Here is a 6,138-nt window from a genome sequence, read left to right as displayed (position 1 = left end):
TCCATGCTGCGCGACGTGATCGACCATGGCACCGGCGTACGAGCCCGGCAACTGGGCCGTTCCGACCTCGCGGGCAAAACCGGCACCACCAACGAGGTCCGCGACGCCTGGTTCGCGGGCTTCCAGCCCAGCCTGCTCACCACCGTCTGGGTCGGCTACGACCAACCCCGCTCGCTTGGAAAGAACGAAACCGGCGCGCGCGCCGCCCTGCCCATCTGGATGGACTTCATGGCGCGCGCCCTGTCGGACGTGCCGGAAAGCCGGCTGCCCGTACCCGACGGCCTGGTGTCGCTGCGCATCGACCGTTCGACAGGCCAGCGGACCCTGGAGACCGGGCCTCACACGCAGTTCGAATGGTTCAGCGCCGACCGCCTGCCTCCCATGCCCCAAGAGCGGGCGACATCCGACGCCGCCCCCACGACCGGAAGCGAAGCCGGGCTGTTTTGACCCGGGCTACGCACGACATTGGTGCGCCTCACGCTCAAAAAGCCCCATAATGGGGCGAATCGCGCAACGGGAGCGTAACGGAATGCCCGCAATCGGTGCGCGCAGGCTTTGGCACGTTTCCTGCTGACACTCGTTGGCACCCATTCGTTGCCATCGCTGCCGGCGCCAGAACGCCAGGCGATGCCTTCATTCCAGACCTCAGGTCATTCAACCGCCAAGGAGCGAATAAATGTCAGTGTCGGATGTGCTCAAGAAAATCAGTGAGCAGAACGTCAAGTATGTTGACGTACGGTTCACGGATACGCGGGGTAAAGAGCAACACGTCACCATCCCGGCCGACCGCGCCGACGCCGAGTTCTTCGAGAGCGGCATGATGTTCGACGGCTCGTCCATCGCCGGCTGGAAAGGCATCAACGAGTCCGACATGGTTCTGATGCCGGACCCGGCTTCTGCCGTGCTGGATCCGTTCACTGACGAGGCCACCTTGAACGTGACCTGCGACGTGCTCGAGCCGCACACGATGCAGGGCTACGATCGCGACCCGCGTTCGTTGGCGCGCCGCGCCGAGGCGTACCTGAAGTCTACCGGCATCGCCGACACCGCGTTCTTCGGCCCGGAACCCGAGTTCTTCGTATTCGACGACGTACGCTGGCATTCCGGCCTGAGCGGCTGCTTCGTCGAAGTCGACTCCGAGGAAGCCCACTGGCGCTCCGGCGGCCCGTTCGACCTCGGCAACAAGGGACACCGTCCGCGGGTTAAGGGGGGTTACTTCCCGGTGCCGCCGGTCGACTCACTGCACAACATCCGCACCGCCATGGTGCAGGCCATGGCCGAGATGGGACTCTCGGTCGAAGTGCATCACCACGAGGTGGCCACCGCCGGCCAGTGCGAGATTGGCACCAAGTTCAACACCCTCGTGCGCAAGGCCGACGAGGTGCAGATCCTCAAGTACGTGGTGCTCAACGTCGCGCACAACTATGGCAAGACCGCCACCTTCATGCCGAAGCCCGTCGTCGGCGACAACGGCAGCGGCATGCACGTGCACCAGTCGCTGTCCAAGGACGGTGTCAACCTGTTCTCGGGCGACAAGTACGGCGGCCTGTCCGAACTGGCCCTGTACTACATCGGCGGCATCTTCAAGCACGCCCGCGCGCTGAACGCCCTCACCAACCCCGGCACCAACAGCTACAAGCGTCTGGTTCCCGGCTTCGAGGCGCCGGTGATGCTGGCCTACTCGGCACGCAACCGTTCGGCCTCTGTGCGTATCCCGTGGGTTTCCAGCCCCAAGGCGCGTCGTATCGAACTGCGCTTCCCCGACCCGTCGGCCAATCCGTACCTGGCCTTCTCGGCCATGCTGATGGCCGGCCTGGACGGCATCAAGAACAAGATTCACCCGGGCGAAGCCCTGGACAAGAACCTGTACGACCTGCCGCCCGAGGAAGCCAAGTCGGTTCCGACCGTGTGTCACTCGCTGGACCAGGCACTCGAGGCGCTCGACGCCGACCGCGAGTTCCTGACCGCCGGCGACGTGTTCAGCAACGAAATGATCGACGGCTACATTGATCTCAAGATGGAAGATGTCACGCGCATGCGCATGACCACGCATCCGGTTGAGTTCGACATGTACTACAGCGTCTGAGTGAAACTACCGGGGACGGCACACGCTGCCGTCCCCGGCCTGGTTGCCGATAAACGCCATGCACCCTGTCCGTTCTTCACTGCTGTGCCTCCTGCTCGTGGCTGTTCCGGCAACGGCTCAGGCAACCCGGGTCTATCGGTCGGTGGCACCCGACGGCACGGTGCTGTACTCGGACCAACCGGGCCCCGGCGCACAGGAGATTGATGTCCGGCAACCGGCCGCCATCGTGCCTTCTCCCGCCCCTGCCGCCGCGCCCGCCCAACCCCAGCAACAGCCGCCGGCAGCCGAAGAACGCATCGTCTACACCACGCTGCGGATCACTCAGCCCACCGACGACGCCGTTCACTGGTTCGCCGAGGGGCCGCTTCGGGTGGAAGTGGAAATCGTGCCGCCGTTGGCCGAGGGTGATTTGCTGGTACCCATCGTTGACGGGATCCCCCAGGGCTCCGGAGTCCCCGCCAGCAGTTTTGCCCTGAGCGGCCTCGATCCGAATACCTACCAGTTGGTGGTTGCCATTCACGACGCCGACGGACAGGAACTGAAACGCAGTCAGTCGGTGCGTTTTCACTTCAAGCGCCAGTCCCTGAATCTGCCGGCACGCCGGGCGCCGGCCAGCGGCGGCAATTGATGCGTCGCTGCGGCAACGCATCCGTGCCGCAACCGACCGGGACCACCGACGTGGACAGCCCCAGTACCAACGGCCTCCCCCAGTTCGGGCGCGCCGTCGTCGACAACCTGCAAACCGCCGTGCTGGTCATCGACGAGCAGCGCCGCATGCTCTACCTGAATCAAGCGGCGGAGGTGTTGTTTGGCGCCAGCGTGCGCCAACTCAGCGGCCAGCCCCTGGAGCTGCTGTTGAGCGACCCTGATCTGACCGAGTTGATCGGCGAGACGTTCGAGCGGCACCAAGCCGTGCTGCGCCACGACCTCACGTTCCTGCCCCCGGGCAGCGACGTTCCAAAGCGCTGTGACTGCTGGCTCACCCCGTGCGAACTGGTCGGACAACGCAGCCTGCTGCTGGAACTCGCCACTACCGGCCCGCTCGGTGACACCGAGCGCGAAGCGCGCCTGCTCGCGCAGCAGGAGGCAAGCCGGCTGATGCTCAGAGGGCTGGCGCACGAGATCAAGAACCCGCTCGGCGGGCTGCGCGGTGCCGCCCAGTTACTGGAGCGGGAACTCGCCGACCCCGACCTGACCGAGTTCACCCAGATCATCATCGGTGAGGCCGACCGGCTGAAAAACCTCATCGACCGTATGCTCAGCCCGCAACTGACGCTGGACAACGGCCGGGTCAGCGTGCACGAGGTGCTGGAGCGGGTGCGTGCACTGGTCAGCACCGACCTGCCTGCCAACGTCTGCATCGACTGTGACTACGATCCGAGCCTGCCGGACCTGTGGGCCGATCGCGAGCACTTGATCCAGGCGTTCCTGAACCTCGTGCGTAACGCCGTGCAGGCGGTCGACGAGGCGCCGGCCCGCCCCGGCCGGGTAACGCTGCGCACCCGTGTGCGCCGGCGCCTGACCATTGCCGGCCGCCACCACCGCCTGCTGGTGCAGGTGGACATCATCGACAACGGCCCCGGCGTGCCGGAGCACCTGCGCGAACAGATCTTCCACCCGCTGATCACCGGCCGGCCCACCGGCACCGGCCTGGGGCTGTCGATCGCGCAGTCCCTCGTCAGCCGGCACGAAGGCTGCATAAATTTCTATAGCACCCCGGGTAACACCGTGTTTTCGGTGCTGCTGCCGATCGCTGGAGAGCAACGATGAACCGCCAGGGTCGCGTATGGGTGATCGATGACGATCGCTCCATCCGCTGGGTCTTGTGCCGGGCACTGCAAAGTGCCGGGTTCCAGGCCATCGAATTCGAGGACGCGGAGCGCGCCAGCGCGGCGCTGGACGGCGGCGAGCCGGACGTGATCGTGTCCGACGTGCGCATGCCGGGACGCAGCGGTTTCGACCTGCTGGCGGAGCTGCGCGAACGGGCACCGGCGGTGCCGGTCATCATCACCACCGCCTACCCGGACCTCGACAGCGCCGTGTCGGCCTTCCAGGGCGGCGCGTTCGAGCACCTGCCCAAGCCCTTCGACGTCGACGAGGCCGTCGACCTGGTCAACCGTGCCCTGGTGCAGCGGCGCGAACAGGGCACGCCCGGACAGGCGGCCGACGCCCCTGCCCCGTCCGACATCATCGGCTCGGCGCCCTCGATGCAGGAAGTGTTCCGCGCCATCGGCCGTCTGTCGCGTTCGAGCATCAATGTGCTGATCACCGGCGAGTCGGGCACCGGCAAGGAGCTGATCGCGCGTGCCCTGCACCGCCACAGCCCGCGCAGCGGCGGCCCCTTCATCGCGCTCAACATGGCCGCGATCAACCGTGAGTTGCTCGAGTCCGAGCTGTTCGGGCACGAGCGCGGCGCCTTCACCGGCGCCCAGGCGCTGCGCCGCGGCCGCTTCGAGCAGGCGCACGGCGGCTCGCTGTTCCTGGACGAGATCGGCGACATGCCCGCCGAGCTGCAGACCCGGCTGCTGCGCGTCCTGCAGGAGGGCGAGTTCTACCGCGTCGGCGCGCACGCCCCCCTCAAGGTCGACGTGCGGGTGATCGCCGCCACACACCAGAACCTCGAGCAACAGGTGCAGGCCGGCAAGTTCCGCGAGGATCTGCTGCATCGGCTGAACGTGGTTCGCATCCGCGTGCCGCCGCTGCGCGAACGGCGCGAGGACATCCCCGGCCTGGTGCTGCATTTCCTGGCGCGCGCCGCCAAGGAACTGCAGGTTGAATGCAAGACGGCGGCCGCCGATGTGCTGGACCGGCTGTCCCGCTTCGACTGGCCCGGCAACGTGCGTCAGCTGGAAAACGTCTGCCGCTGGCTGACCGTGATGACGCCCACCCAGGTGGTTCGCATGGACGACCTGCCGGCCGAAGTGGTCGGCGCCCCGGCGGCCGTGGATGAGGACTGGCAAAGCTCGTTGCGGCGCTGGGCAGCCGGACGGCTGGCGTCCGGCGAGCGCGGTGTCATGAACGACCTGACACCGACCTTCGAGCGCCTGATGATCGGCGTCGCCCTGGAGCGTACCGGCGGACGCCGTCAGGACGCCGCACTGTTGCTCGGCTGGGGCCGCAACACCCTGACGCGCAAGATCAAGGAACTGGGCATCGACGACGACTAGGTGCCCCGCCGTCGCTGGCGGGCAGCGCCGCTAGCCGACCGGCGGCAGGTCCAGTTCCAGCGCCACCGGCGCATGGTCCGACGGCCGTTCGAGGCGGCGCACGTCCATCTCGACCCGGCAGCTGCGACACGCCTCCCGCACGGCATCGCTCACTAGCAGGTGGTCGATTCGCAGCCCCTGGTTGCGGCGAAACGCCGCCGCCCGGTAATCCCACCAGGTGAACGCCTGCGTGTCCGGATACAGCGCCCGGAAGGCGTCGTGCAGGCCCAGGGCGGTCAGCGCGTCGAGCGCCGCCCGCTCGGGCGGGCTGACCAACACCTGCCCCGCCCAGGCGGCCGGGTCGTGCACGTCGATGTCGGCCGGGGCAATGTTGAAATCCCCCATCACCAGCAGTCGCGGCCACCGCGCCAGCGCAGACGCGAGGTAGCGTCGCAAGTCAGCCAGCCAGGCCAGCTTGTAGGCGTACTTGTCCGAGCCGACCGCACTGCCATTGGGCACGTACACGTTCACCACCCGCAGGTCACCGTAGCTGGCCGCCACGAATCGCTGCTGAGGATCGTCCTCGCGCCCCGGCAACACGGTCTGCGCGTCAACCGGCGGACAGCGACTGAGCAACGCCACGCCGTTGTAGGCACGCTGACCGACGAACACCGTCTCGTATCCGGCCTCGCGCAGCTGGGCCTGCGGGAAGTCGTCGTCGACCACCTTGGTTTCCTGCAGCCCGACCACGTCCGGCTGCTCGCGCGCCAGCCAGTCCAGCAGCTGCGGCAGCCGCACGCGCAGGGAATTGACGTTCCAGGTGGCGATCAACATGACGTCAGGGGCCCGGCATCAACGCGTGGTCGCCGATGATAGCCCGCCGCCCTGCGGCCGGCGCCGACGCGG

5 protein-coding genes and 1 pseudogene are annotated in these 6,138 nt (G+C 67.2%); 5 read left to right on the top strand and 1 reads right to left on the bottom strand.

Features of this window, described 5'->3' with window-relative positions; genetic code table 11:
• The 5 genes and pseudogenes from ABYX71_RS09830 to ntrC all read left to right on the top strand — a co-directional run.
• Window positions 1-447: pseudogene (locus ABYX71_RS09830) on the top strand (peptidase); the annotation flags it as partial.
• Window positions 448-676: 229 nt separating this feature from the next.
• Window positions 677-2,086, top strand: coding sequence for a glutamate--ammonia ligase (gene glnA / locus ABYX71_RS09825; RefSeq protein ID WP_372696322.1), 1,410 nt, complete (start codon window positions 677-679; stop codon window positions 2,084-2,086).
• 58 nt (window positions 2,087-2,144) lie between these two features.
• On the top strand, window positions 2,145-2,714 hold the full coding sequence (locus tag ABYX71_RS09820; protein ID WP_372696321.1) for a DUF4124 domain-containing protein: 570 nt from the start codon (window positions 2,145-2,147) through the stop codon (window positions 2,712-2,714).
• Between the two features lie 50 nt (window positions 2,715-2,764).
• Window positions 2,765-3,856, top strand: coding sequence for a nitrogen regulation protein NR(II) (glnL, locus tag ABYX71_RS09815; protein ID WP_372696320.1), 1,092 nt, complete (start codon window positions 2,765-2,767; stop codon window positions 3,854-3,856).
• Complete coding sequence (gene ntrC, locus ABYX71_RS09810) at window positions 3,853-5,253, top strand: nitrogen regulation protein NR(I) (protein ID WP_372696319.1); 1,401 nt, start codon at window positions 3,853-3,855, stop codon at window positions 5,251-5,253. The genes glnL and ntrC overlap by 4 nt, the downstream gene beginning before the upstream one ends.
• A gap of 30 nt (window positions 5,254-5,283) precedes the next feature.
• Here the strand turns inward: ntrC and xth are convergent, their stop codons facing one another.
• Window positions 5,284-6,066 (bottom strand): exodeoxyribonuclease III, encoded by a 783-nt coding sequence (gene xth, locus ABYX71_RS09805; protein ID WP_372696318.1) that lies wholly within the window; start codon window positions 6,064-6,066, stop codon window positions 5,284-5,286.
• Between the last annotated feature and the right edge of the window lie 72 nt (window positions 6,067-6,138).

It is taken from the genome of Immundisolibacter sp. (assembly GCF_041625615.1).
In the GTDB taxonomy this organism is placed as follows: Bacteria; Pseudomonadota; Gammaproteobacteria; order Immundisolibacterales; family Immundisolibacteraceae; genus Immundisolibacter.
This window is presented reverse-complemented; position numbering and strand designations above follow the sequence as displayed.